At 66.4% G+C, this 23,424-nt stretch carries 22 protein-coding genes; 12 read left to right on the top strand and 10 right to left on the bottom strand.

The genetic code is table 11. The features are described from left to right. The first annotated feature begins 2 nt into the window (after positions 1-2). Positions 3-1,088, top strand: coding sequence for a porin (locus tag AC07XB_RS07250; RefSeq protein ID WP_492376213.1), 1,086 nt, complete (start codon positions 3-5; stop codon positions 1,086-1,088). A 93-nt stretch (positions 1,089-1,181) separates the two neighbouring features. Here the strand turns inward: AC07XB_RS07250 and AC07XB_RS07245 are convergent, their stop codons facing one another. Both AC07XB_RS07245 and AC07XB_RS07240 read right to left on the bottom strand, forming a co-directional pair. Next, positions 1,182-2,036, bottom strand: coding sequence for a hypothetical protein (locus AC07XB_RS07245; RefSeq protein WP_492376212.1), 855 nt, complete (start codon positions 2,034-2,036; stop codon positions 1,182-1,184). Beyond that, positions 2,033-2,731, bottom strand: coding sequence for a response regulator transcription factor (locus tag AC07XB_RS07240; RefSeq protein ID WP_492376211.1), 699 nt, complete (start codon positions 2,729-2,731; stop codon positions 2,033-2,035). The genes AC07XB_RS07245 and AC07XB_RS07240 overlap by 4 nt, the downstream gene beginning before the upstream one ends. Before the next feature lie 232 nt (positions 2,732-2,963). Between AC07XB_RS07240 and AC07XB_RS07235 the strand changes: the two genes are divergently transcribed. Further along, positions 2,964-3,656 (top strand): response regulator transcription factor, encoded by a 693-nt coding sequence (locus tag AC07XB_RS07235; RefSeq protein ID WP_492831513.1) that lies wholly within the window; start codon positions 2,964-2,966, stop codon positions 3,654-3,656. A 17-nt stretch (positions 3,657-3,673) separates the two neighbouring features. Here AC07XB_RS07235 and AC07XB_RS07230 read toward each other — a convergent pair whose 3' ends face one another. The 3 genes from AC07XB_RS07230 to AC07XB_RS07220 form a co-directional block, all read right to left on the bottom strand. Then, positions 3,674-4,678 (bottom strand): Bug family tripartite tricarboxylate transporter substrate binding protein, encoded by a 1,005-nt coding sequence (locus AC07XB_RS07230; protein ID WP_492376209.1) that lies wholly within the window; start codon positions 4,676-4,678, stop codon positions 3,674-3,676. Positions 4,679-4,804: 126 nt separating this feature from the next. Continuing rightward, positions 4,805-5,095, bottom strand: a complete 291-nt coding sequence (locus AC07XB_RS07225) for a hypothetical protein (RefSeq protein ID WP_150985467.1) — start codon at positions 5,093-5,095, stop codon at positions 4,805-4,807. Between the two features lie 66 nt (positions 5,096-5,161). Then, a complete protein-coding gene (locus AC07XB_RS07220) occupies positions 5,162-6,169 on the bottom strand; it encodes an EamA family transporter (RefSeq protein WP_492831512.1) in 1,008 nt (335 codons plus the stop codon). Positions 6,170-6,290: 121 nt separating this feature from the next. Between AC07XB_RS07220 and AC07XB_RS07215 the strand changes: the two genes are divergently transcribed. The 3 genes from AC07XB_RS07215 (at position 6,291) to AC07XB_RS07205 (ending at position 9,549) form a co-directional block, all read left to right on the top strand. Further along, positions 6,291-6,869: a MarR family winged helix-turn-helix transcriptional regulator gene (locus AC07XB_RS07215; RefSeq protein WP_492376207.1), complete on the top strand. Its 579-nt coding sequence runs from the start codon at positions 6,291-6,293 to the stop codon at positions 6,867-6,869. A gap of 124 nt (positions 6,870-6,993) precedes the next feature. Then, the gene (locus AC07XB_RS07210) at positions 6,994-8,313 is read left to right on the top strand and encodes a M20/M25/M40 family metallo-hydrolase (protein ID WP_492809310.1); all 1,320 of its coding nucleotides are present in this window, start codon (positions 6,994-6,996) and stop codon (positions 8,311-8,313) included. A gap of 171 nt (positions 8,314-8,484) precedes the next feature. Further along, on the top strand, positions 8,485-9,549 hold the full coding sequence (locus AC07XB_RS07205) for a cache domain-containing protein (protein WP_492831511.1): 1,065 nt from the start codon (positions 8,485-8,487) through the stop codon (positions 9,547-9,549). A 156-nt stretch (positions 9,550-9,705) separates the two neighbouring features. Here the strand turns inward: AC07XB_RS07205 and AC07XB_RS07200 are convergent, their stop codons facing one another. Next, positions 9,706-10,962 carry an MFS transporter gene (locus AC07XB_RS07200; protein WP_492376204.1) on the bottom strand — a complete coding sequence of 419 codons (1,257 nt, stop codon included), beginning with the start codon at positions 10,960-10,962 and terminating at the stop codon, positions 9,706-9,708. A 109-nt stretch (positions 10,963-11,071) separates the two neighbouring features. On the opposite strand from AC07XB_RS07200, the gene AC07XB_RS07195 reads away from it, so the two are divergent. Beyond that, positions 11,072-11,944 (top strand): AraC family transcriptional regulator, encoded by an 873-nt coding sequence (locus AC07XB_RS07195; RefSeq protein ID WP_492809308.1) that lies wholly within the window; start codon positions 11,072-11,074, stop codon positions 11,942-11,944. Positions 11,945-12,762: 818 nt separating this feature from the next. Here AC07XB_RS07195 and AC07XB_RS07190 read toward each other — a convergent pair. From AC07XB_RS07190 to AC07XB_RS07180, 3 genes are all read right to left on the bottom strand, one after another. Beyond that, positions 12,763-14,028: a M20 aminoacylase family protein gene (locus AC07XB_RS07190; protein WP_492833169.1), complete on the bottom strand. Its 1,266-nt coding sequence runs from the start codon at positions 14,026-14,028 to the stop codon at positions 12,763-12,765. 422 nt (positions 14,029-14,450) lie between these two features. Continuing rightward, a complete protein-coding gene (locus AC07XB_RS07185; protein WP_492833171.1) occupies positions 14,451-15,293 on the bottom strand; it encodes a fumarylacetoacetate hydrolase family protein in 843 nt (280 codons plus the stop codon). After that, entirely contained in the window at positions 15,290-16,018 is a 729-nt protein-coding gene (locus AC07XB_RS07180) for a GntR family transcriptional regulator (protein WP_492376704.1), read from the bottom strand. The genes AC07XB_RS07185 and AC07XB_RS07180 overlap by 4 nt, the downstream gene beginning before the upstream one ends. 181 nt (positions 16,019-16,199) lie before the next feature. Here AC07XB_RS07180 and AC07XB_RS07175 point away from each other — a divergent pair, with 181 nt between their 5' ends. From AC07XB_RS07175 to AC07XB_RS07155, 5 genes are all read left to right on the top strand, one after another. After that, positions 16,200-17,498, top strand: coding sequence for an MFS transporter (locus AC07XB_RS07175; RefSeq protein WP_183035833.1), 1,299 nt, complete (start codon positions 16,200-16,202; stop codon positions 17,496-17,498). Positions 17,499-17,592: 94 nt separating this feature from the next. After that, positions 17,593-18,321, top strand: a complete 729-nt coding sequence (locus tag AC07XB_RS07170; protein ID WP_416050134.1) for a maleate cis-trans isomerase family protein — start codon at positions 17,593-17,595, stop codon at positions 18,319-18,321. A gap of 13 nt (positions 18,322-18,334) precedes the next feature. After that, positions 18,335-19,750 (top strand): dihydropyrimidinase, encoded by a 1,416-nt coding sequence (gene hydA / locus AC07XB_RS07165; protein ID WP_492376702.1) that lies wholly within the window; start codon positions 18,335-18,337, stop codon positions 19,748-19,750. Between the two features lie 377 nt (positions 19,751-20,127). Further along, complete coding sequence (locus AC07XB_RS07160; protein ID WP_416050132.1) at positions 20,128-20,865, top strand: aspartate/glutamate racemase family protein; 738 nt, start codon at positions 20,128-20,130, stop codon at positions 20,863-20,865. 76 nt (positions 20,866-20,941) lie between these two features. Further along, the gene (locus tag AC07XB_RS07155) at positions 20,942-21,415 is read left to right on the top strand and encodes an isochorismatase family protein (protein WP_150985420.1); all 474 of its coding nucleotides are present in this window, start codon (positions 20,942-20,944) and stop codon (positions 21,413-21,415) included. An 8-nt stretch (positions 21,416-21,423) separates the two neighbouring features. Here the strand turns inward: AC07XB_RS07155 and AC07XB_RS07150 are convergent, their stop codons facing one another. After that, positions 21,424-22,419 carry an NmrA family NAD(P)-binding protein gene (locus tag AC07XB_RS07150; RefSeq protein ID WP_492827374.1) on the bottom strand — a complete coding sequence of 332 codons (996 nt, stop codon included), beginning with the start codon at positions 22,417-22,419 and terminating at the stop codon, positions 21,424-21,426. A gap of 93 nt (positions 22,420-22,512) precedes the next feature. On the opposite strand from AC07XB_RS07150, the gene AC07XB_RS07145 reads away from it, so the two are divergent. Next, positions 22,513-23,406: a LysR family transcriptional regulator gene (locus AC07XB_RS07145; protein WP_492375474.1), complete on the top strand. Its 894-nt coding sequence runs from the start codon at positions 22,513-22,515 to the stop codon at positions 23,404-23,406. Positions 23,407-23,424 lie beyond the last annotated feature (18 nt).

Here is a 23,424-nt window from a genome sequence, read left to right as displayed (position 1 = left end):
ACATGAAGAAATCAGCCCTGACCCTCGCACTTGGTACGCTGCTGGCCGGCAGCGCCTACGCACAAACGTCCGTGACCCTGTACGGCATTGCAGACGTGAGCATTCGCTACACGAGCAATTCCAACCAGGCCAACAACAGCCAGTTCCAGATGACCGACGGCGCTGTAACGCAAAGCCGTTGGGGCCTGAAGGGCAGCGAAGCCCTCGGCAACAACCTGAAGGCGATCTTCCAGCTGGAAAGCGGCTACAGCCTCGACAACGGCTCCATGAATTCGTCCGGCGTGCTGTTCAATCGTCAGGCTTATGTGGGTCTGGCAGGCGATTTCGGCACCGTCAAGCTGGGCCGTCAGTACACCGAAGGGTTTAACTTCTTCGGCGACTTCGATCCGCTGACCATCGGCAACTACCAAGCCAATGCCTGGCCGTTCTTCCTGACCCAGTTCCGCGCCAACAACGTCGTGAGCTACGGCGGCAAGTTCAGCGGCCTGGACGTGGGTGCCAGCTATGGCTTCGGCGAGCAGCCGGGCAGCCTGACCAAGGCCAGCTCCACCGGCAAGCCGTACTTCGGCGCCCGTGCAGCCTATACGGCTGGTCCGTTCGCCTTCGGTGGCGTGTACCAGGAAATCCGCGACACCTTCGGCAACAAGCAGCAAATGTGGGGCGCGGCTGGTAAGTACTCCATCGGCCCGGCGAAGGTATTCGTGGGTTATGTCGGCGGCAAGGACAAGACCGGCCAGATCGACACCAACTTCATGAACGTTGCTGGCAACCCGGTTCCGGTCGGTGGCAACGCTGTGAACAATCCCCGCAAGGATGCCCTCGGCTACCTGGGCCTGACCTATCAGGCAACCCCGGCCCTGGCGCTGACCGGCGTGTTCTACGGCGACCACATCAAGAACAAGAATGGCCTGTCCAACAACGCTGGCAATCGCTACACCGGCGTGCTGCTGGCCGAGTACTCGCTGTCCAAGCGCACCCAGGTCTACGGCACCGTGGACTACAACAAGGTGACTGGCGGCGTGACGACCGAACTGCCGGGCAAGAACAACCAGACCGGTGCGGCAGTCGGTATTCGCCACATTTTCTGATTGTCCTTGTCGGCATGCCCCGCGCTCGCGCGGGGTAACGTCTGACTGCAAGAAAGCACCTTCGGGTGCTTTTTTTGTTTTTCAGGGCATTTTTCAGAGCGACATGGGCAAGTGCAGATGCCAGGTGATCCTGCCATCGGCTTCAGTTCCGGCTTCGGCTTCGGCATCTGCGGCGCGATCCGCATCGAGCGCGCCGCCATGGCGCAACAGCACGCGACGGCAAAACTGCATCGCCGGCGTCCGGGCACGCGCGGCCCGCCACGCAACGTCATCAGCACCGGCATCAGGCACGAAGGCGATCGAAATCCGGCAGAGGCGGCCGTCGAGCCGCTGGCACACCCGCGGCGGCGTGCTCCCGGCTGCGGACATCATGGCCAGCGCCATCAGCACGCGCAGGGCTTCGGCCAGCATGGCGGCATCGCCTCGTATCCAGGCCTTGCTGCCAGCCAGGTCGAGTTCGGGCGCGGGCCCGGCATGCAGGCAGAGCGCGTCGGCGGACTCGCGCAGCAGCGCCGTCAGCTCCAGTATCTCCATGCGGTAGCCGTGGGCAAGCTCGCGCAACAACCGCGCGATGTCGTCGGTAAGCCGCAGCGACGCCTGCGCATAGCCTGCTGTCTGCGCCACGAACGCCGCGTGCGCGCATGCGGACGGCACGTCCTGGTGCAATTGCACCAGCGCCAGGATGGCACTCTGCGGCGAGCGCAAATCGTGCGACAACGCCCGCATGGCGGTTTGCCAGGATGCCAGCGCCGCGCTGTCGCAGGACGGCGCATCGACGGCGCCGCCGGCAGGTAGCATGGCGCGGATGGCGGCCATGCCCGCGGGCCTGTCTTGCCCGCCCTCTTCCATGCCCGCCCCCATCCTGTGGGCGAGACGCTCCAGGCAACGCGCGACAGCACGCAGGCCCGCGACCCAGCGCAGGATTTCACAACGCAGCCACGCCGTCATGGCGCCGCGCCGGTGAGTTCGAGACGGTAGCCATGCGTGTAGACCGGCAGCAGCCGCAGCCCGTGCTCCGGGTGCAGGGCAAGCTTGCTGCGCACACGCGACATATGCGTATCGATGGTGCGCGACAGCGGCGAGATCTCGCGCCCCCAGACTGCCGCCACGATATGGTCGCGCGACACGATGCGGCCTTCGTTGCGAAACAGCAGCACGGCCAGGTCGAACTCCTTGGGCGTCAGCCTGAGCGGCTGGGCGCGATGGGCCACCGTGCGCGCGGCGCAGTCGATGACATAGTCGGCCAGCGCCACCTGCGCGCCGCCGCTGCCCGGGTCCGGATAGGCGCGGCGCAGCAGCGAACGGATGCGCGCCAGCAGTTCGCCGCGACGCACCGGCTTGAGCATGTAGTCGTCGGCGCCGGTGGCGAAGCCATCGACGATGTCTTCTTCCTCCACGCGGCAGGTCAGGAACATCGCGGGCACGCGCCGGTCCAGGTTGGCGCGCACCCAGGTCAGCACCTCCTTGCCGGAAAGATCCGGCATCTGCCAGTCGAGCAGCAGCAGGTCGAAGTTCTCCTCGCGCAGTTGCCGCAGCAGGTCGCGGCTGCGCGTAAAGGTGGTGCAGGCATGCCCGGCCTCGCCGAGAATCTGCCGGATCAGGGCCGCCTCTGCGGGTTCATCTTCCAGTGATGCGATCTTCATACCCATGCAATTTGGCCGGAAAGGCTTGGACGCCTGCCGGTCTCGCGGTAATTGGCGCCGCCGGCGCCAGGGAGTGACCCGACGATGCGGGGCTATCCGTCATTAGAAGCCGCGAGAGAAGTCTTTCGGATGAGAAATTTCGCAATCTGCGGCGGCAGCCTCTATTAACGATCCACCACGCGGACCGCGACGCTAAGATGCCCTGGCAATACCGCGCACGAGGAGAAAGTTCATGCGAGTCGCAGTACTGGAGGACAACCCGGCGCGAGCCGTCCTGCTAGAGCAGACGCTCAGGCTCAGCGGCCATGAGGCGGTGCGCTTTCGCGAAGGGGGTGCGCTGATGCAGGCGCTGCGCAACGAGCCCTACGCGCTGCTGCTGATGGCCTGGGAGGTTCCCGGCATCCCGGCGCGCGACGTCCTGCTGTGGATACGCCGTACCCTCGGCGATGCGTTGCCGGTGATGCTGCTGAGCCAGCACAACGACGACGACCATATCGCCCGGTGCTTCGCCCATGGCGCGGATGCCTTCCTGCCGCCGCCGGTACGCCACGCCGAGCTGGCCGCGCGCGTCGATGCGCTGCTGCGGCGCATGGCGCCGGTAGCGCAGGCCTGCGGCGACCTTGAGCTGGGTGCTTACCGCTTTGTGCTGGCCGAGCGGCGCGCCTTCGTCAACGGCCGCCTGGTCAAGCTGGCGCCCAAGGAGTACGAGCTGGCGGTCTTGCTGTTTCGCCATGCCGGCCAGTTGCTGCTGCGCCAGACCATCGAGGAATCGGTCTGGCACCGCAGCATGCCGTCCGCGTCGCGCACGGTGGACAGCCACCTGTCGCGCGTGCGCACCAAGCTGGCGCTGGAGCCGCGCAATGGCGTGCGCCTGTCGGCGGTGTATGCCACCGGCTGCCGGCTGGACCTGATCGAGCAGCCGTGACGCGGCTGCCCAGCCCGTCAGTCCGCCTTGATGCCCGCTTCCTTCACGATGCGGGCGTTGTCGTCGTATTCCGCATGGATGGCCTTGGCGAATTGCGCGGCGGTGCCGCCGGTGGGGACTTCGCCGCCCTTGAGCAGGCGCTCGCGCACCTCAGGCTCTTGCAGGGCCTTGTTCAGTTCGGCATTCAGCCTGGTGATGATAGCCACGGGCGTGTGCGCGGGCGCGAAGATACCGAAGGTGGAGGTGAGGTTGGCCTTGGGGTAGCCCAGCTCGGCAAAGGTCGGCACATTGGGCAGCGACTCGATGCGCTTGGGTGCGCCCACCGCCAGCGCGCGCAGCCGGCCGGCCTGCATGTGCTGGGTCAGCATGGGGCTGGCGTTGGTGCTCATCACCTCGAACTGGCCGCCGAGGGCGTCGTTCATCTGTTGGCCCGCGCCCTTGTAAGGGATCAGGGTCAGGTCGGCCTTGGCCTTCGACTTGACCTGTTCCAGCATGACATGGCCCACCGTGCCCAGGCCCGACGTGGCCCAGCGCACCGAGCCCGGCTTGGCCTTGGCTTGCGCCAACAGGTCCTGGAACGACTTGCCGCCAAAGCTCGACGTGGCGATCACCAGCACCGGCGAATACATCACGCTCATGACCGGCGCGATGTCGCGCTGCGGATCGTAGTTGACGCGGCCCACGTGCGGGTTGAGCGTGAGCGGGCTGGTCGAGGCAAAGCCCAGCGTGTAGCCGTCCGGCGCGGCCTTGGCCACGGCGTCGATGCCGATGCTGCCACCCGCGCCCGCCTTGTTTTCCACCACCACCGAGGCACCCATCTGGGCCGACAGGCGCTCGCCGAGCGCGCGCGCCACGGTATCGCTGATGCCGCCGGTGGGATAGGCCACGATCAGCCGGATCGGGCGCGCGGGATACGCACCAGCGGCGCTGGCAGCGTCAGCGGCATTGGCGAGCGGGCTCGTCAGGGCGGCGGCAAACACGGAGGCAGCAGCCAGCAGGGGAATTCGGTGGGAAGCGGACATGGCGGGGGACGACGAGGACAACGGTTGGAAGACGGAACAACGGAACGACGGAACTGGCCGTGCTGGCGCCGCCGGGCGGCCCGGAACCGGGCGCTGGACCGTCAGCACGCAGGCAGGAAACAGGCGCTATTTTATCCGATCGGCGCCGCGGCCCAGCGCGCGGTCCGGCACCCACGAGACAAAGAGCTCGTTGGCGCGGTCATAGAGCCGCCAAACGGTGCCGCACTCGCGGCACGTGAACGTGAGCATGCTGAACGGCACGCCGGCGGCGCTCTGGCTGACCAGCGGCGCGGTGTGCTTGAGCACAAGCCGCTCATGCGGCTCGCGCCGGCGGGAATCCGCCGCTAGCGCCAGACAGTGATCGCAAGCGGGCCGGGATGAGGTGGGGGAAGGTACGGCGGACGTCATGCCCGCCATGATGCCGCAAAAACGGCGCGCCATTCACCCTGGTCGTTCACCTTTGCTTCGCCCTTGCGTTCACCCTTACCGCGGCGCCAACGGCGCATGGGCCTTATCTGAAGCCCCGGAGCCTCCGGCAGCGGCCTGCGCCGCCTTCGGCGCGCGCTGCCCGAGCCACACGCTGGCCAGCACCAGCAGCGCGCCGGCCATCTGCGCCGGGCTCAGGCTCTGGCCGAGCACCAGGAATCCCAGCACGGTGGCGCTAACGGGGCTGAGCAGGCCCAGCGCGGACACCGCCGCGGTCGGCAAGCGGCCAATGCCACGGAACCAGAGCGCATAGCTCACGCCGGCGCCGGCCACGCACAGCCACAGGTAGCCGAGCACGTTGGGCACCGTCAGCCGCGCCGGCAGCGTCTCGAAGGCCAGCGCGAAGGGCAGCAGGAACAAGGCGCCCGCGGTGAGCTGCCACGCGGTGAGCACCAGCGGCGAGACCGGTGCCCGCCAGCGTTTGGCGAGCACCGTGCCCAACGCCATCGACACCGCGCCGGCCGCCGCGGCCGCCACGCCCACGCCATCCAGCCGCGCGGCGGGTCCCAGCACCAGCAAGGCCACGCCGCCGATGCCCCCCAGCCCGGCCAGCCACGTAGCCGGACGCGGCCGCGCGCCCAGCAGCAGCCACGCCAGCACCACCACCAGCAACGGCTGGATCGCGCCCACGGTGGCCGCCACGCCGCCCGGCAGCCGGTAGGCGGCGATAAACAACATGGCCTGGAACAAACCAATATTGAGCACGCCCAGCACCGCCGCCTTCCACCACCAGCCGCCGCGCGGCAGTTGCCGGCCCCACGCCAGCATCGCCAGGCCGGCCGGCAGCGCGCGGATCACGCCCGACAGCAGCGGCTGTCCCGGCGGCAGCCATTGGCTGGTGACCAGGTAGGTGCTGCCCCAGATCAGGGGCGCCGAAGCGGTCAGCAGGACATCTGCCGTGCGTACCTGAACCTGCGGGGCAGGCGTGGAAGACGGCGAGGATGGGCGCGCTGCGGGCAGCGCTGGCGAGACGGGTTGGGGCGCGGGCTGCGGGTCGGGTTTCATGTTGTCACGGCTCCATTTTTCTTCACAACAATATTCTTGATATCAAGATATAAAATCCACTTTACGAACTGAAAGCCTTGATGTCAAGATTCTCGTCATCCAAGATCAACAGCAGCCCACCATGGCCACCCGCGGCAAACCCAAGGCAAGCAGCGCGACGGCGCCCTCCCCGAAAGCCGGCAACGACGAGGCACCCCAAGATGGGAGCGATCGCGTCGACCATATCCTGGCCCAGTGGGCGCGCGAGCGCCCGGACCTGGACGCAGCGCCGATGGGCATCATTGGCCGGGTCTGGCGCCTGGCGCGCCACACCGACCGCGCGGTGGAGTCCGCGCTGGCACCGACCGGCCTGAATACCTGGGAGTTCGACGTGCTGGCCACGCTGCGCCGCTCCGGCCCGCCTTATGCGCTGTCGCCGGGCGCGCTGATCGATTCGCTGATGATCACCTCGGGCACCATGACCAACCGGATCGACCATCTGGAACGCGCCGGGCTGGTGCGCCGCAGCCCCAACCCGGATGACCGGCGCGGGCTGCTGATCGAGCTGACCCAGCCGGGCCGGGTGCGCATCGACCACGCGCTGGAAGTGCACGTGGCCAATGAGCATCGTTTGCTGGAGCGGCTCTCGGCCGCGGAGCGCCAGCAGCTGGCAAGCCTGTTGCGGCGCTGGCTGCAGGGCTTCGAGGCAGCCGGCGAATGACGCGGCAGGCGAGGCGCGTCGCAGCAACGCATGCGCCTCGCCTGGCACGAACCCTGCAATCCGTCCTGCCTTTTCTCTGTTTCCCCCCACTGCGTTTTTCCTCACTGCATCACGGAGCCCCCACATGCGCTTGAACCTTAGCCCGCGCGCCAGCGCGCTTGCCCACCGCCGCCATGCGTCCTTGAAAGCGGCGGCCGCGCTCGCCGCCCTGCTCTGCGCCGCTGCCGCGCAAGCGGCGCCGGTGGAGCCCGCCTACCAGCTGTCCCAGCAAGAAAAGCCAGCGCTGATCGCCACCCTCAAGGACCTGGTCTCGATCGAGTCCGGCAGCAAGGACATCGAAGGGCTGGACCGCATCGCCACGCTGATCCGCGACCGCCTGGCCGCGATGGGCGGCGACGCGCAGCTGATCGAGCCCACCGAGGTCTACCGCATGGAAGACACGCCCAAGCAAGTGGGCAAGATGGTGATGGCGCAGTTCAAGGGCACGGGCAAGCGCAACATCATGCTGATCGGCCATATGGATACGGTCTACCTGCGCGGCATGCTGGCGCAGCAGCCGTTTCGCATCGACGGCGAGCGCGCCTACGGCCTGGGCATCGCCGACGACAAGAACGGCGTGGCCGTGATCCTGCATACGGTGGCCATCCTGCAGAAAATGGGCTTCAAGGACTACGGCACGCTGACCGTGCTGATCAACGGCGACGAGGAAATCAGCTCGCCGGGCGCGCGCGCCATGCTGACCAAGATGGGCAGCCAGCAAGACGCGGTGTTCTCCTGCGAAGCCACGCGTGTGACCGGCGACCGCCTGTCGCTGGCCACCAGCGGCATCGGCGCCATCTCGCTGACCGTGCACGGCAAGGCCTCGCACGCCGGCAGCTCGCCCGAGAACGGCCGCAACGCGCTGTATGAACTATCGCACCAGATCCTGCAGATGCGCGACCTGTCCAACCACGAGACCGGGCTCAAGGTGAACTGGACGATCTCCTCGGCCGGCACCAACCGCAACGTGATCCCGGCCACCGCCACGGCCCAGGCCGACGTGCGCGTGCTGCGCACCGCCGACTACGACAACCTGGAGCGCACGCTGCAGGAACGCGTGAAGAAGCAGCTGATTCCCGATACCAAGGTCGAGGTCAAATTCGAACGTCGCCGGCCGCCGCTGGAAGTCACCGACGCCGCGCGCAAGCTGGCCGCGCACGCGCAAGGCGTGTATGCGGAGATCGGCGAGAAGCTCGCCGTGTACGACACCGCCGAAGGCGGCGGCACCGATGCGGCCTTTGCCGCGGCAGCCACCAAGGCGCCCGTGATCGAGCGCTTCGGCCTGCGCGGCTTTGGCGCGCACTCCAACGATGCGGAATACGTCGACCTCAACTCGGTCACACCGCGCCTGTACCTGCTTACGCGCATGATCATGGACGTGTCGCAGGACAAGACCGGCCGCTGATCGGCACGCCCAGCCTGTCGCGCGTGCCGGCCTGATGCCGGGCTGGCACGCTTCTCGCCTATGGAGCACGACAGGAGCGACGCAGAACAAACATGGTGCGGACCGTTTTCAGCAATCGACAGCACACGCCGCGCTCCTGACGGGTCACTGGATCTGAATGGGAGATACCGTATGGCAAGTGCAGACCGCATCGTCGAGCTGTCTCACCACGTTGGGTTGATCGCGGACAACAAGATCTCCAGCATTGCGGAGATCAACCGGGAAACGAAGTTCCTCGCCCTGAACGCCTTGATCGAGGCGGCACGCGCCGGCGATGCGGGCCGCGGCTTCAGCGTCGTGGCGAACCAGGTCAAGCAGGTCTCCGAGCGCATCTCCGGCATCACCGGCGAGCTCACCACGGAGCTGGGCGGCTCCATCGCCGAGCTCACCCAGCTCGGTGACGCCATGATCCGGCAGATGCGCGGCCACCAGGGCCAGCGCCTGGCCGACATGGCGCTGAACATGATCGACGTGGTCGACCGCAACCTGTACGAGCGCTCCTGCGACGTGCGCTGGTGGGCCACCGATGCCGCCATCGTGGACGCGGTGAGCCACCCCGGCCGTGCCAGCGCCAGCCATGCGAGCGAGCGCCTCGGCGTCATCCTCAACAGCTACACCGTCTACCTCGACCTGTGGGTGATCGACGCGCAAGGACGCGTCGTTGCCAATGGCCGCCCGCACGCCTACCCCGGCGTGGCAGGGCGCAATGTCTCGGGTGTGGAGTGGTTCCAGCGCGCGATGGCTACGGGCTCTGGCGACGACTATGTCGCGCACGATGTCGCGGTATCGCGCTTTCTCGACAACGCCAGCGTGGCCACCTACGCCACCGCCATCCGCGAAGGCGGCCGCGCCACCGGCGAACCCGCCGGCGTGCTCGCCATCTTCTTCAACTGGGCGCCGCAGGCGCAGGCGGTGGTCAAGGGCGTACGCCTGTCCCCGGAAGACTGGCAGCGCACGCGCTGCCTGCTGGTGGACGCGAAGCACCGCGTCATCGCCGCGTCGGATGGCATGGGCTTGCTGGCCGAGACCTTCCCGCTGAAGGACGACAACCACCCCACCGGCTGGTACGAGGCGCCAGACGGCGCGCTGGTGGCGTTTGCCCGCACGCCGGGTTACGAGACCTATCCGGGGCTGGGCTGGTATGGCGTGATCGTCCAGCAGCCGGCCGGCGGCAGGCATGCGGCAGGACACGCTTGATGCGCTGACATGGCAGCCCCACGGGTGCGCCTGGCACCACGTTGGGTTGCTGCAATGTGGCGCATGGGCACTACTGCGGTGCATGAAATCGAACACCGATATCGCCACTGGCCGCTGCGCGCAGGTGCAGGTGCAGGTGCAGGTGCAGGTGCAGGCTCAGGCCAGCTTTTTTCGCCCGCCCAGGTCTGGCAGGAAAATGGCCAGCAGCCCCAGCAACGGCAGGAAGGCGCACAGTTGGTAGACCGATTGGATGCCGTGCGCATCGGCCAGCTTGCCCAGCACCGCGGCGCCGATGCCGCCCATGCCGAAGGCAAAGCCGAAAAACAAGCCCGACACCATGCCCACCTTGCCCGGAATCAGCTCCTGCGCAAACACCAGGATGGCCGAGAACGCCGAGGCCAGGATAAAGCCGATGATGAACGACAGCACGCCAGTCCAGAACAGGTTGGCATGCGGCAGCATCAGCGTGAACGGCGCCACGCCCAGGATCGACGCCCAGATCACGCGCTTGCGGCCGATGCGGTCGCCGATCGGGCCGCCCAGGATGGTGCCGGCCGCCACCGCGAACAGGAACACGAACAGGTAGAGCTGCGAGCTCTGCCGCGTCAGGCCAAAACGCTCCATCAGGTAGAAGGTGTAATACGTGTTCAAGCTCGCCATGTAGAAATACTTGGAGAACACCAGCGCCATCAGCACCACCATGGCCCGCACCACGGTGCTGCGCGGCAGCGGCGCGGCGGCGGCGACAGCCTTGCGCTTGCGTGTGGTGTGCGCCAGTTCACGGCCATACCAGCCGCCGATCCGCCACAGCACGGCAATCGCCAGCAACGCCGCCAGCGAGAACCACGCCACGCTGCTCTGCTGATGCACGATCCACGCCGCCAGCAGCGGCCCGGTCGCGCTGCCCGCGTTGCCGCCAACCTGGAAGATCGACTGTGCCAGCCCGTGCTGCCCGCCCGACGCCATGCGCGCCACGCGCGACGACTCCGGATGGAAGATCGACGACCCGGTGCCCACCAGCGCCGCGGCCACCAGCAGCACGCCATAGGTAGGCGCCACCGACAGCAGCAGCAAGCCGCACAACGTGAACCCCATGCCGATCGACAGCGACTGCGGCTTGGGATGCTTGTCGGTGTACAGGCCCACCACCGGCTGCAGCAGCGAGGCGGTGATCTGGTACGTCAGGGTCAGCAGCCCGATCTGGGTAAAGCTGAGGTTGAAGCCGCCCTTGAGCATCGGATAAATGGCCAGGATCAGCGACTGGATCATGTCGTTGAGGAAGTGCGAAAAACTGATCGCCCCCAGCACCCGGAAGCCGGTCCGCTCGGCGGCCTGCGCGGTAGTGGAAGTCTGGGCCAGGCCTTGCGGCGAGGCGTTCGCGCCGCCGGGCGCGGTTTCGATGCGGCTGCTCATGATGGAAACGGGGGGCTGAAAAGGCAATAGGGGAATCCTGGCGCTCATCCTAAATGGCACGATCCCGCCTGTCCTGCGAGAATAGGGCCAGAACCTTGGAGAAAAGGACATGCCCCGCCTCCCCCGCCCGATCGCACAGCGAAGCGCCGAAAACGCCGAAAGCGCCGCACCCACAGTGCCCTCCTCCCTGCCCGCCTCCCCCCGCGCCGACACCTACTCCAAGTCGCCCGCCTACCTGCAGTACGACCGCAGCGCCATGCCGGTCACCGCCATGGCCGCCGACTACGTGCCCGGCCACGTTACCAAGCCGCACCAGCATCCCAATGCACAACTGGTGCACGCGGTGCATGGCGTGATGGTGGTCGCCACCGCCGAAGGGCAATGGATCGTGCCCCCCACGCGCGGCATGTGGATGCCCGGGGGCATGGTGCACTGGATCCGCATGGTTGGGCACGTACGCATGCGCACCGCCTACATCCGGCCGGACGCCGCTGACAACCTGCCCACCCGCTGCACCGTGCTGGGCATCACGCCACTGCTGCGCGAACTCATCCTCGCCGCGATCGATATCCCTTCGCCCTACGCGGAAGCGTCCCGGGACGGGCGGCTGATGCGGTTGTTGCTGGATGAAGTCATGCTGGTGCCGACGTTGCCGTTGCACTTGCCGCGTCCTGCCGATGCGGGATTGCGGGAGATTTGCGACGCGATTGTCGGGGCGCCCGATACAGCGCTGACTTTGGCGCAATGGGGGGAGCGGCTGGGAGTGGATCCCAAGACCATTCAGCGGCGCTTTGCTCGGGAGACCGGGATGACGTTCGGGCAGTGGCGGCAGCAGGCACGATTGCTGTCGGCGTTGGAGGGGCTGGCCGCCGGGGCTAAGGTGGTGGATGTGGCGTTGGATCTGGGGTATGAGAGTCCTAGTGCGTTTTCTACTATGTTCAGGAGGCAGTTTGGGGTGCCGCCTAGTGGGTTTTTTCGGTGATTTTTTGGGGGCTCGAGGGGGGAACCGTTGGCTCTTGGTGCCGTGGTTGGGTTTTCCCTGTGCGGCGTTGGCCGTTGAACCCAAAAGCCATACGACATCCCCCTGCGGGGGCTGCCGGTCACTCTTCTTTGCGTCGGCAAAGAAGACTAACGAGAAGAAAGCCGACCCTGCCGGGAGCAGAGCAATAAGGCTGTTCAGCCTCGGTGGTTGTGTCGTACGGCCCGGAGTGTTGGCTGGCCTTTGCCATACCGGCTTTGAGGGCATCGCAAATGCATGATCCAATGGTCACGTGGTGGTGCCCCTGATCGCTTTGCCCGGTGCGCGTTCGACCATCTGCCGATACCGGCGCGGACCATCACGACACATCGCCTGCCAATGGTTTCGTGGTGGGGCGGGCGCGGTGGTCAGGGCCTTGGGTATATCAAGCCGGTGCCACCGCGCCCACGACGGAACCGGTGCGCCTGCAACTTCGTGGCCGGCCACGCCGCGAGCGACAGACGGCTTGAAGCAAGTGGTGCCTGCTACCGGGGGCCTCACCACGCATCCCGGAAGCTGGCAGGATCGTGGCCAGTCAAGCCGGTACCGGCAGAAGCCCGCAGAACCGCTGGCCATACGACGAAACCAGCACCCCTAGCACCCGCGATTGCTCTGCCCCCGGCAGGGTCGGCTTTCTTCTCGTTAGTCTTCTTTGCCGACGCAAAGAAGAGTGACCGGCAGCCCCCGCAGGGGGATGTCGTATGGCTCTTGGGTACAAAAACCGTCACCGTTCATATAAACACCAGCCAACACAGCAAAAGCCAACTGGTCACCCCCCCCTTTCAAATCTCCAAATACCTCTCCACCAACCTAGCCCAATAAGCCGCCCCAACCGTCAAATTCTCATCATTAAAATCATACCCAGCGTTATGCAGCAAAGGCTGCCCCGCCCCATTCCCCATCCGCACAAAACACCCCGGCCGCTGCTGCAGGAAGTAAGCAAAATCCTCGCTCCCGGCGATCAGCGGGAAATTCGCCACCACCTTGTCGGATCCCACCAGTTCCTCAGCCACCTGGCGGGCGAACTCGGTCTCGCGCTCACTGTTGATCAGCACCGGGTAGCCCCGGATGTAATCAATCTCCACGGTCGCGCCATAACCCTCCACATGCGAGGTCACCAGCCGCCGGATACGATCCTCCAGCGTGCGCCGCACATCGGGGCTGAACGAGCGCACGCTCAACTCCAGCTTGGCGCTCTCGGGGATCACATTGGGCGCATGCCCGGCATGCAACGTGCCGATGGTGACCACGGCGGTTTCGTTCGGGTCGATATTGCGCGACACGATGCTCTGCAGCGCCATCACCAGGCTGCCGGCAACCAGGATCGGGTCGATCGACTGGTGCGGGCGGGCCGCGTGGCCGCCCTTGCCGCGGATGGTGATGGCGACCGTATCGCAGGCCGCCATGAAGGGGCCGGCGCGGAACATGAAGGTGCCGGCTTCCACGCCGGGATGGTTGTGCAACCCGAAGATCGCGTCGCAGGGAAAGCGCTCGAACAGGCCGTCGGCGAGCATGCGCTCGGCGCCGCCGCCGGCGCCGATTTCCTCGGCGGGCTGGAAGATCAGGTTGACGGTGCCGTTGAAGTTGCGTGTGCGGGCCAGCTGGCGCGCCGCGCCGAGCAGCACGGTGGTGTGGCCGTCGTGGCCGCAGGCGTGCATCTTGCCGGCGTGGATGCTGGCGTACGCCAGGCCGGTGCGCTCATGAATGGGCAGCGCGTCCATGTCGGCGCGCACGCCGATGCTGCGCGGACCGTCGCCCTGGCGCAGCGTGCCGACCACGCCGGTGCCGCCAACGCTGCGCGTCACCGCGTAGCCCCAGCCTTCAAGCTGGGTGGCGACCAGCTCGGCGGTGCACACTTCGTCGAAGGCGAGCTCGGGATGCTGGTGGATGCTGTGGCGGATGGCTTCCAGCTCGGCGCGGCTGTCGACGGTGTCGGCCAGTTCACAGAATCGGGAGGCACGGGAAGTGGAGGTAGCGGCGGCGGCGGGTCGGGTCGCGTGCGAGTCGGCAAGAAGTGACTCGATCAGTTCGGGGGCGTGTTCTGACATGGCAGTACTCTTTTTCTCGATGCCCCTTTGCGAGGCGTAGGGCGTATAGAAAACAGTATTTCACGCTGGGCGCAGAGCGCAAACGGTTTAACCCTTTGTAGCGAAATCAGGGTAACAACTGTTGCGAACGGGGAACGTTCTCGCGTTCGTTGGGATCATGGGGAGATTTGCGGCCGTGGAGGCAGGTGTCGATAGCGGTACAGGCGGCAGGCACGACGCTGGATCTGCGTTGTCGTGCTCCCCTCTCCCGCGCGCGAGAGGGGTTGGGGGAGAGAGCGGGCGCTCGATACGCCGGCGTGCTGGAAAACACCACGGGCTTCGCTTTGCGTGGCTCCTAGCTAAGCCACCCCTCTCCCCAGCCCTCTCCCCATGAGGGGAGAGGGAGCGACAGCCGTCGTCATGGCGCGCGGTTTTGCCCGCCCCTACGCGTAGGCCACCACCGTCTGGCCCTGCTCGCCCAGGCCGTCGATGCCCAGGCGCATGGTGTCGCCCGCCTTGAGGAAGCGCGGCGGCTTGAAGCCCATGCCCACGCCCGGCGGCGTGCCGGTGCAGATCAGGTCGCCGGGGTGCAGCGTCATGAAGCGGCTGACGTAGCTCACCAGCGTGGCCACATCGAACACCATGGTGGCGGTGCTGCCCTTCTGCACGCGCTGGCCGTTAACGTCCAGCCACAAGCCCAGCGCCTGCGGGTCGGCCACTTCGTCGCGCGTGACCAGCCACGGGCCGACCGGGCAGAAGGTGTCGCAGCCCTTGCCCTTGTCCCAGGTGCCGCCGCGCTCGATCTGGAATTCGCGCTCGGAGACGTCGTTCACCACGCAATAGCCGGCCACGTGCGAGAGCGCATCGGCGAGCGCGACGTTGCGTGCCACTTTGCCGATCACCACGCCAAGCTCCACTTCCCAGTCGGTCTTCTCGGAGCCGCGCGGCAGCATCACCGCGTCGTTGGGCCCGTTGAGCGAGCTGTTGGCTTTCAGGAAGACGATGGGCTCGGCCGGCAACGCCATGCCCGCCTCGGCGGCGTGGTCGGCGTAGTTCAGGCCGATCGCCACGATCTTGCCGATGCCGGTCCAGGGCACGCCGAAGCGCTCGGCCTGCACCACCGGCAGCGTGGCCGGGTCCAGCTTGGCCAGGCGCGCCAGCGCTTCGGCCGACAACGCCTGCGGCCCGAGGCCGTCCAGCACGCCGGACAGGTCGCGCACGCGGCCTTCGGCATCGATCAGACCCGGGCGTTCCGCGCCCGGCTTACCCACACGTACTAGTTTCATCGTTTCCCCTTGGCTTCGGTGGCGATGTGGCCGGCGGGCTCGGAAAGGGTCCGCGCGACCACGGTCAGGACTTCTTTTGCAGTGTTCTCGGAATGCTGGCGCAGCACCTGCGCCAGCCGCGGCCGGCCCGGTTCGCGCAGCGCGGCCATGATGGCCTCGTGCTCCTCGTGCGACTCCTGCCAGCGCAGCATATCCGCATTGGCGGCGCCGCGCGCGCGGTGGACCTTGCTCATCAGCATGGCGTAGATGCCAGCCAGCACGAGGTTGGCCGCGCCGTCGATGATCAACTGGTGGATTTCCTGGTTGGTGCGGAAGTACTCGGTGCGACGCCCGGCGGCGTGAGCCTCCAGCATGGCCTGGTGCTTGCGTTCCAGCCGCGCCATGGCCACCTCGGACAGGCGCGCCGCCGCGAGTTCGCCGGCGGTGGCCTCCAGCCCGTGCAGCGTCTCGAAGGTGGAGCGCAGCTCATCCAGATCGAGCGGGGCCACGCGGTAGCCGATGTACTGCCGATGCAGCACCAGGCCTTCGGACACCAGCACCTTGAGCGCCTCGCGCAGCGGCGTCTTGGAGACGTCGAACATCTCGCAAAAGGCGCGCTCGTCGATGCGCGCGCCGGGGGGCAGCTCGCCCTCCTCGATCATGGTGCGCAGCCGCGCGGCGATTTCGGCCGACATGCCGAGGGTGCGCAGGCGGGTGGATTTAGGAAGCGTTTGAGTCACAGACATCACCGAGATGGGGAACATGCACCACAAGAAGGCTAACACATCCCAAAATTGTTCGTTCGCATAACAATAAAATCAATGACTTACGAGAGTTGTAATTACAGATTACGTATCCTATACTCCGTCCCAGTTGCGCGACACACAACACAAACCGCCTAACATTCCCCCAAAGGAGACAAGCGTCATGCAAACGACAAGCCGGGCTGCAGCGCTAACGGAGACGAAGAGCTCCGTGCGCTGGAAGATTTTCCTGATGATGTTGTTCCTCATCGCCATCAACTACATCGACCGGGCCTCGCTCTCGGTCGCGATGCCGCTGATCGCCAAGGAGTTCGATCTCAGCCCCACCATGCAGGGGCTGATCCTCAGCTCTTTCTTCTGGACCTACGCGGTCATGCAGATTCCCGGCGGCATGCTGGCGGACAAGTACAAGCCGCGCATCGTGATCGCCACCGCCACTGTCTTCTGGGGTGCGTTCCAGGCTCTGGCAGCCGTGTGCACCAGCGCCGGCGCGCTGTTGCTGACCCGGCTCGGGCTGGGCGCGGCCGAGGCGCCGATCTACCCGGCCGGCGGCAAGCTCAATGCGATCTGGATGACGCAGAACGAACGCGGCCGCGGCGCCACCCTGCTGGACGGCGGCGCGCCGCTGGGTGCGGCGCTCGGCGCCATCATCATCACCTGGCTGATCACCGCGCTGGGTTCCTGGCGCCTGGCCTTCGTGGTCGCTGGCGTGGGCACCGTGCTGGCCGGCATGCTGGCGTGGTACTACGTGCGCAACTCGCCGCGCGAGCACCGTGGCGTCAATGAGCTGGAAGCGAGCTATATCGAAGCCGCGCAAGCCAGCGAGCACCGCGCCGAGCCGGCCAACCTGTCGGGCCGCTCGCTCGACTTCCTCAAGTACCGCTCCGTGTGGTGCATGGCGACCGGCTGGATGTGCTTCAACAGCGTCTTCTACGGCCTGCTGACGTGGATGCCCAACTACCTGAACAAGGTGCACGGCTTCGACATCAAGCAGATGGGCGGCGCCAGCTTCATCATCTTCTTCTCGGGCTTTATCGGTGAACTCATCGGCGGCTGGATCGCCGACAAGTGGAAGGCCGCGGGCGGCGCGCCCAACCTGGTGATGCGCACCCTGTTCGGCATCGCCGCCGTGGTGGCTACCGTGTCGATCTTCTCGGTGGCGTACGTGAAGGATCCGGTGGTGGTGGTTGCCCTGCTCTCCTCCACGCTGTTCTTCCTGCGCTGGTGCGGCCTGTACTGGTGCATCCCGTCCATCCTCGGCACCCGCAACAAGGTGGGCGTGCTGGGCGGCATCATGAACCTGGGCGGCAATATCGGCGGCATCACCGTGCCCATCATCGTCGGCATGATCGTGCAGTTCACCGGCTCGTACTTCCTGGCGCTGATGTTCTTTGCCGCCGCCGGCGTGGGCCTGCTGATCTCCTCGACCGCGATCGACTACGAGAAGAAGCTGCCGGTCTGAGCGCAGCGCGACCTCCACAGCTAGCCATACAGTCGCACGCGCCGCGCCGGCACACGCCGGCAGCGGCGCGGCATCTCCTAAAGAGCATTACCCCATGACCAAACGCACCCTCCTCGGCATGCTCACGCCGTCGTCCAATACCGCGCTGGAACCCATCACCAGCGCGATGGTGAGCGGCCTGCCCAATGTCAGCGCGCATTTCTCGCGCTTCACCGTTACCGAGATCTCGCTGCGCGACCAGGCGCTGGGCCAGTTCGATCTCGACAAGATCATCGGCGCCGCCAAATTGCTGGCCGACGCGCGCGTGGACGTGATCGCATGGAACGGCACCTCTTCCGGCTGGCTCGGCTTCGAGAAAGACCAGGCGCTGTGCCGGCAGATCACCGAGGCAACCGGCATTCCCGCCACCACCTCGGTGCTGGCGCTGAACGAAATCCTGGAAAAGACCGGCGCGCACGATTTCGGCCTGGTCACGCCCTATCTCGACGATGTGCAGCAACGCATCGTGCAGAACTACAAGCGCAACGGCTTTAGCTGCACGGCGGAGCGCCACCTCGACCTGCACGTGAACTACAGCTTCGCCGAGGTGGAAGAAGACACCATCCGCCGCATGGTGCGCGAAGTGGCGCAGCACAAGCCGTCTGCCATCACCACGTTCTGCACCAACTTGCGCGCGGCGCACCTGGTGCAAGCGCTGGAAGCCGAGACCGGCATCCCCGTCTACGACACCATCTCCACCGTGGTGTGGAAATCGCTGCGGCTGGCTGGCGTGGATACGCGCGCGCTGCGCGGCTGGGGCCGCTTGTTTGCCGAAGTGGAATGAAGGAGCAGGGCGCATGAACACCGAACTTGATCTTGTCATCCGCAACGCCGAAGTGGTCACCGCCTCAGACCGCTTCACCTGCGACATCGGCGTGCGCGACGGCCGCATCGCCATGCTGGGCCATGACCTGCCGCGCGCCGCGCGCGAGATGGATGCCACCGGCCTGCTGGCGCTGCCGGGCGGCGTGGATGGCCACGTCCACCTGGACCAGCCCATGCCCGACGGCATGCGCATGGCGGATGATTTTTTCACCGGCACGCGCGCTGCCGTGTGCGGTGGCACCACCACGGTGATCCCGTTCGCGGCGCAGGAAAAGGGCGGCTCGCTCAAGGCAGCTGTGGCGGACTACCATCGCCGCGCCGAAGGCCGTGCGGTGGCGGACTACGGCTTCCACCTGATCGTGGCGGACCCCACGCCGGATGTCTTGCAGAATGAATTGCCCGAACTGATTCGCAAGGGCTACACCTCGTTCAAGGTCTACATGACCTACGACGATCTGAAGCTATCCGACCGCGAGATGCTGGACGTGCTCGACGTGGCCAAGCAAAACGATGCGCTGGTGATGGTGCATGCCGAGAACGCGGATTGCATCTCGTGGCTCACTGAAAAACTGGTCGGGGAAGGGCGCATCTCGCCGCGCTTCCACGGCATGGCCCGGCCTGCGCTGGTGGAACGCGAAGCCACGCATCGCGCTATCACCTTTGCCGAGCTGGTCGACGTGCCGATCCTGATCGTGCATGTTTCCGGCAAGGAGGCGATCGAGCAGATTCGCTGGGCACAGGGCAGGGGGCTGCCGATCCTGGCCGAGACCTGCCCGCAGTACCTGTACCTGACTGCCGAGGATATGGGCTTGCCTGGCGATGATGGCTACGAAGGCGCCAAGTGCGTGTGCAGCCCGCCGCCGCGCGATCCGGAGAATCAGGCTGCTGTCTGGCGTGCGCTGACCAATGGCGTGTTCAGCGTGTTTTCCTCGGACCATGCGCCGTTCAACTATGACGATCCGCAAGGCAAGAAGCTGGGCGGCACGGCCCAGCCGTTTGACCACATTCCCAATGGCGTGCCCGGGATCGAGACGCGCTTGCCGCTGTTGTTCAACGGCATCGCGCAAGGCCGGCTTTCGTTGCATCAGTTTGTCGAGCTGACTTCGTACCGGCCGGCGCGGCTCTATGGCTTGTATCCGCGCAAGGGAACCATCGCTGTTGGCGCGGATGCCGATATTGCGTTGTGGGATCCATCGCGGAAGGTGCGGATTGCTAATAGCGATTTGCATCATGCGGTGGATTACACGCCTTATGAGGGGATTGAAGTTACCGGGTGGCCGGTGCATTGCTTCTCGCGGGGGGAGTTGCTGGTGGAGGATGGGAGGTATCTGGAGCCGGTTCCGGGGCGGGGGAGGTTCTTGCCTGCGGGCGCGCCGTCGTTGGTTTGAGGCTTGGTGGTTTTGGTTTCGACTTCCACTGCTTAACTTCAAAGTCAGCTTCAAAGTCAGCTTCAAAGGCTCAAAGTCAAAGGCAGTTTCACCACCCCTGCGGGGCGGCGACCTACTTTCTTGTCTTGCCAAGAAAGTAGGCAAAGAAGGCGCGCCGGATGGGGCGACACCCCCTCGTCGTCAGCCAAAAAGAGCGGCCGGGGGCCAAACTCACATCGCCTTAAGGCGATGCTCAAACATGGCCCCCTCTTTTCCGCTCTTTTTGGCTGACGACGAGGCGCCCCATACGGCCTGGTACGCCTTTACGGCTCGCTTCGCATCGCTTGGTGGGCGGCCCCTGGGGGCCGGTTAGCGTGTCATTTTTTCCGGACGTGATCATGCGTATTCTTGTTGTTAATCCTAATATTTCCGAGAGCGTTACCGAGCTGATTCGCGCGGAGGCTTTGCGTACGGCTTCGCCGGGGACTTCGCTGACGATGGCGACGGCGCAGTTTGGCGTGGCTTATATCGAGACGCGTTTCGAGGCGCTGGTGGGGGGCTACGCTACGGCTTGCGTGGCGGCGGAGCATCAGGGGCAGTTCGATGGCCTGGTGGTGGCTGCGTTTGGCGATCCTGGGCTGGCGGGGTTGAAGGAGCTGTTCAATGTGCCGGTGGTGGGCATGACAGAGGCGGCGCTGGCCAGCGCCTGCCTGCTTGGGCAGCGTTTTTCCATCATTGCGATTTCGCATCGGATCGAGGCCTGGTACCGCGAGTGCGTGGCGGCTAACGGGCTGACCTCGCGGCTGGCCAGCGTGCGTTCGCTGCAGCAGCCGCTGCGCGATATCGGCAGCGTGCAGGAGGATCATGCGGCGCGGCTGGAGGAACTCAGCCTGAAGGCAGTGCGCGAGGATGGTGCGGACGTGATCATCGTGGCCGGCGCGCCGCTGGCCGGGCTGGCGCGTACGCTCAAGGACCGGATTCCGGTGCCGGTGGTGGATGGCGTGTCCAGCGCGATCCGGCATTGCGAGAGCTTGATTGCGCTGGCGCCCACTGGCGCGGCGCAAGGCAGCTTCGCGCGCCCGCCGCACAAGCCGAATCGCGGCTTGCCGCCGACGCTGGCGGCGATGCTGGACTAAGTTGCGCGGCCGGGCGCAGGCCGTCTCTTATAATCTCCCGGCTTGGCATTTCGATGCGATCTCCGGAGAGAATACCTTGCGACAAGCCCTGTTGATCGTCGACGTTCAGCCCACCTTCTCGCCGCCACAATGGCTGATCGATGGCCTGTTGCCACTGATCGGCCAGATGCCTTCGGTAGCAACCGTGGAGCACCATGACGAAGCGCGCACGCCGTTCATGCGCCAGCTCGGCTGGGCGCCCGGCACGGGCGACCAGTCCCTCATACCGGCGGATCGCGTGTTCGTGAAGCATGGCTACCTGCCGTGCGCCGAGGCAATTGCGTATCTGCGTGAGCTGGCGCCAGAACGTGTGCTTGTTGCCGGCATCCAGACCGAGACCTGCGTGCTGGCAGCGGGCTTCGCGCTGTTCGATGCGGGCCTGCAGCCCACGCTGATCTCCGATCTCACCGTCGGGTCGTCTCTCGATCCTTCCGGTGCGCTGGGAGAGACGCTGTGGCGGCATCATTTCGGCAGCGTGGTGACGCGCGCCGACATCATTGGGCAGGCCTGACGCCACACTCAGGCGGCCACTCGCAAACCCAGTTCGCCCAGGCTTGCGCGCAGCGCTTGCTTGAGCGGCGTGCGCGGCAGCTCGCCCACCAGGGCTTCCAGCGCCGTGCCATCGAGCGCATGTGGCATCTTCCACAAGTAAGCCATCTCGGCCAGCTCGCGCCACATGGGCACCACCGCGCCGCCTGCGCGGATCAGCCACCATGGCATGCCGCCCACGCGCGGTGCGTGCGCCATGCCGCTGGCTTCGGCCAGCGCGCTCACCAGTTCATCGCCCGTTAGCGTATGCCCCGCGAAATGCAGCACGGCATGGCCGCGCAGATCGGCGTGACGGCCTGCCACCGCAACGAAGGCCTGCGCCAGGTCGGGCAGGTAGGCCCAGGCATGCGCGCGGTCGCGCGGGCCGGGATAGACCACCTTGCCTTGATCGAGCGACTTGGCGATCGCCAGGTCCATCCATGCGCCGCGCCCCGGGCCGCCGAAGAAATCGCCCGCGCGCAGGATCACGCTGCGCAGCCCGGGCGCACGCTCGCGCAGCCCGGCCTCGACGGCGTGGCGGATCTCGCCCTTGCGCGCGCTGGGCCGCTCGGCGGTATCGGGGCGCAGCAGCGGCGGCATCGACTCGCCGAAGTTGTAGACGTTGCCGGGATAGAGCAGCAAGGCGTCCAGCGCTTGCGCCACCTCCATGCCGCTGCGCGCCAGTGCTTCGGCGTGCTGCTCCCATTCGGTATAGACCGGGTTGAGCGCGTTCACCACCACGCTGGCGCCGCGCGCGGCGGCGAGCAGTTGCGCGGTGTCGGCCACATCGATAGCCAGGCTGCGCACGTTGTGCGCTGCCGTGCCCGCCAGCGGACGGCGTGCCTGCGCCAGCACCGTCCAGCCGGCCGCCGCGAAGGCATCCACCAGGGTGCGGCCTAGACGGCCGTTGGCGCCAAGTATCAATACGGTGTCGCGCATCATGTTCTCCTGCATCACGTTCTCCTTGCGGTATCGCCTGAAGACCATTGTGGGCAATCCTTCGCTACGCCACAATTGCATGAATATGCAACACGCGAATTCATTTTTGAATATAACGCCAGGCAAGGAGCGATGGAGAAAATGGCCGAAGCATTCGACTGGACGCTGATGCGCTCCTTCCTGGCCGTGATGGAGGCCGGCAGCCTGCTGGGCGCGGCGCGCCAGCTTTCCAGCAGCCAGCCCACGCTGGGGCGCCACGTGGCGCAACTGGAGGCGCAGCTCGGCGTGCCGCTGTTCGAGCGCACCGGCCACGGCCTGCAGCCGACAGAGGCTGCGCGCGCCATCGCCGGGCATGCGCGGGTGATGCAGCAGGGCGCGGACGCGGTCGCGCGCACGCTCGCGCGCGACCAGGCGGGCATTGCGGGGACGGTGCGCATCTCCGCGAGCCGCGCGGTGGCCAGCTACCTGCTGCCGCCGCTGCTGGCAGACCTGCGCCTGCGCGAGCCGCAACTCGCCATCGAAGTGGTGTCGTCCAACGCCGTCAGCAACCTGCTGCGGCGCGAGGCCGATATCGCCATCCGCATGGTGCGGCCGGTGCAGGCATCGTTGATCGCGCGCAAGGTGGCGTCCGTGGCGCTATGTGCCTGCGCCCACGAGGACTACCTGCGGCGCAAGGGCGTGCCGCGCACGGCGCAGGACCTGCCGCGCTTCGACCTGATCGGCTATGACGGCGACGACACGATCCTGCGCGGCTTTCGCGCCATGGGCGTGGAGATCACGCGCGAGGCGTTCGCGGTGCGCAGCGATGACGATATCGTGCTGTGGCAGTCGATCCGCGCCGGCCTGGGCGTGGGCTTTGCGGCGCGCTATATCGCCGCCGGCGATGCGCGCGTGCGCACGGTGCTGCCCGCGCTGTCCATTCCACCACTGCCGGTCTGGCTCACCGTGCACCGGGAAATCCGCGGCAGCGCGCGTATCCGCGCGGTCTACGATTTTCTGGCCAGCGCCATTCCCGCCGCGCTGGCGGCGCCGTGAGCGCACGTTCTCAACGCC

This window comes from Cupriavidus sp. GW821-FHT02F09, assembly GCF_059421605.1.
Note: the sequence above shows the minus strand (reverse complement) of the source record. Positions and strands in the feature narration are given on the sequence as shown.